2 protein-coding genes are annotated in these 2,265 nt (G+C 39.2%); one reads left to right on the top strand and one right to left on the bottom strand.

The genetic code is table 11. The features are described 5' to 3' along the window. The coding region (locus ACOVO2_RS10265; RefSeq protein WP_421769879.1) for a PIG-L family deacetylase at positions 1 to 383 on the bottom strand (383 nt) is incomplete at its 3' end. Positions 384 to 683: 300 nt separating this feature from the next. Here ACOVO2_RS10265 and ACOVO2_RS10260 point away from each other — a divergent pair. Beyond that, positions 684 to 2,265, top strand: a 1,582-nt coding sequence (locus ACOVO2_RS10260; protein ID WP_421769878.1) for a sodium-translocating pyrophosphatase, incomplete at its 3' end; no start/stop codon positions are given.

The following is a 2,265-nucleotide window of genomic DNA, read 5'->3' as shown; positions in this document are numbered from 1 at the left end:
GCAAGAGCTTCATCGGTTGTTTTGGTAAAACCGAAGTCATTCGCACGAGTGAAATATTGTTCGCCACCGTCGATACTTCTTGCACCGAGAAGTTCGTGAGTGCGTAATAAACCTACATATTCTCCTTGCTCCGAACCAACTAAATTTTGTCCACCATCGCCACGAGTCATAGCAATATAACCCGCACGCACCATTTTTTCTTTAGAAAGCCAAGTGATGAACAAGGTATTTTCATCATCTGGGTGAGCCGCCACGTAAAGTACGTTGCCAACTACATTTAATCTTTTGATTGCCTGTAAAATTTCGCCCGTGTTCATTTGTTTGGTTTGGGCAAAAACCGAAAATGAAATCAGAGAAATGAGCAGTAATGATATTTTTTTCATTGAGTAAGGTTTAAGAGTCAATAGTTTAATTATAATGTTTTTGAAGTTTCTATTTGGTCAGCCGAAATTAGTGAAGAAACCGCGAATCAGAAAGAAATTATTGTTGTCATCTATGACTGGGCCACATTATTCGACAAAATAGCCAAATTTATCTGCTTTTTGTCATATTAAAACCGATAAAATAATGTTTTTTATCAAAAAAATACTAAAATTGTGTTTTGGCTTTTTTTAACAACTCAATTAACTTAAATTTGCGAAAATTAAAACTACAGTAATCACTAAACTCAAATACAATTACTTATGGATTCTATGATTGTTTACCTTGTTCCATTATGCGGCGTAATTGGCTTGCTCTACACAGCTTGGCGATTCAGTTGGGTATCGAGCCAACCTGCTGGCGATGCCAATATGCAAAAACTCTCAGGCTATATTGCCGATGGAGCGATTGCATTCTTGAAAGCAGAATGGAAAATTTTGGCGTACTTTGCTATTCCAACGGCTATTCTTTTGGCTTGGTTAGGTTCGTCTTCACCAAATTCATCTTGGATTATTTCTATTGCCTTTATTATCGGAGCGGTGTTTTCGGCTGTGGCAGGATATATCGGGATGAAAATTGCAACCAAAGCAAACGTTCGTACGGCACAAGCGGCTCGTACATCGTTGGCTAAAGCACTTCAAGTTTCATTTACTGGTGGTTCGGTAATGGGAATGGGAGTTGCTGGTTTGGCAGTTTTAGGTTTAAGTTTATTATTTATTGTTTTTTATAATTATTTCGCAAAAGGTGAGGCTTTGACTTCAGAAAACATGAGAATCGCTATCGAAGTATTGGCTGGTTTCTCATTAGGTGCTGAATCAATCGCTCTTTTTGCTCGTGTGGGTGGTGGTATTTACACAAAAGCTGCCGATGTAGGTGCTGACCTTGTAGGTAAAGTAGAGGCTGGTATTCCAGAAGATGACGTTCGTAACCCAGCAACAATTGCTGATAACGTAGGTGATAACGTGGGTGACGTAGCGGGTATGGGTGCTGACTTATTTGGCTCGTATGTTGCCACAATTTTAGCAACAATGGTACTTGGTCAAGAAATTAGCGTTTCTGATAATTTTGGTGGTTTCTCACCAGTTTTATTGCCAATGGCAATTGCAGCCGTTGGTTTATTAGCATCTTTGGTTTCTACATTCTTTGTACGTATCAAATCTGAAACTTCTTCAGTACAAGCAGCTTTAAATATCGGAAACTGGGCATCAATCATCATTACATTTGTTGCTTCTTATTTCTTAGTAAAGCATATTTTACCAGAAACACTTTCGCTACGTGGTCATGAATTTACATCGAATGGTGTGTTTATGTCAATCGTTGTTGGTTTGATTGTAGGTGCATTGATGTCAATCATTACTGAATATTATACAGCAATGGGTAAGCGTCCTGTACTTTCAATCATCGAAAAATCAGGTACAGGTCATGCTACAAATATTATTGGTGGTTTGGCTGTTGGTATGGAATCAACAGTACTTCCAATCTTGACTTTGGCTGCTGGTATCATTATGTCATACTATTTTGCTGGTCTATATGGTGTTTCGATTGCTGCTGCTGGTATGATGGCTACAACTGCCATGCAATTGGCAATTGACGCTTTCGGTCCGATTGCTGATAATGCAGGTGGTATTGCTGAAATGTCTCAATTACCTCCAGAAGTTCGTGAGCGTACTGACAACTTAGATGCAGTAGGTAATACAACCGCAGCAACTGGTAAAGGTTTTGCGATTGCTTCGGCGGCTTTGACTTCATTGGCTTTATTTGCCGCTTTTGTGGGTATTGCAGGTATCAAAGCAATTGATATTTATAAAGCTCCAGTTTTGGCAGGTTTGTTTGTGGGTGGAATGA

The organism is Emticicia sp. (assembly GCF_049241225.1).
GTDB lineage: Bacteria > Bacteroidota > Bacteroidia > Cytophagales > Spirosomataceae > Emticicia.
This window is presented reverse-complemented; position numbering and strand designations above follow the sequence as displayed.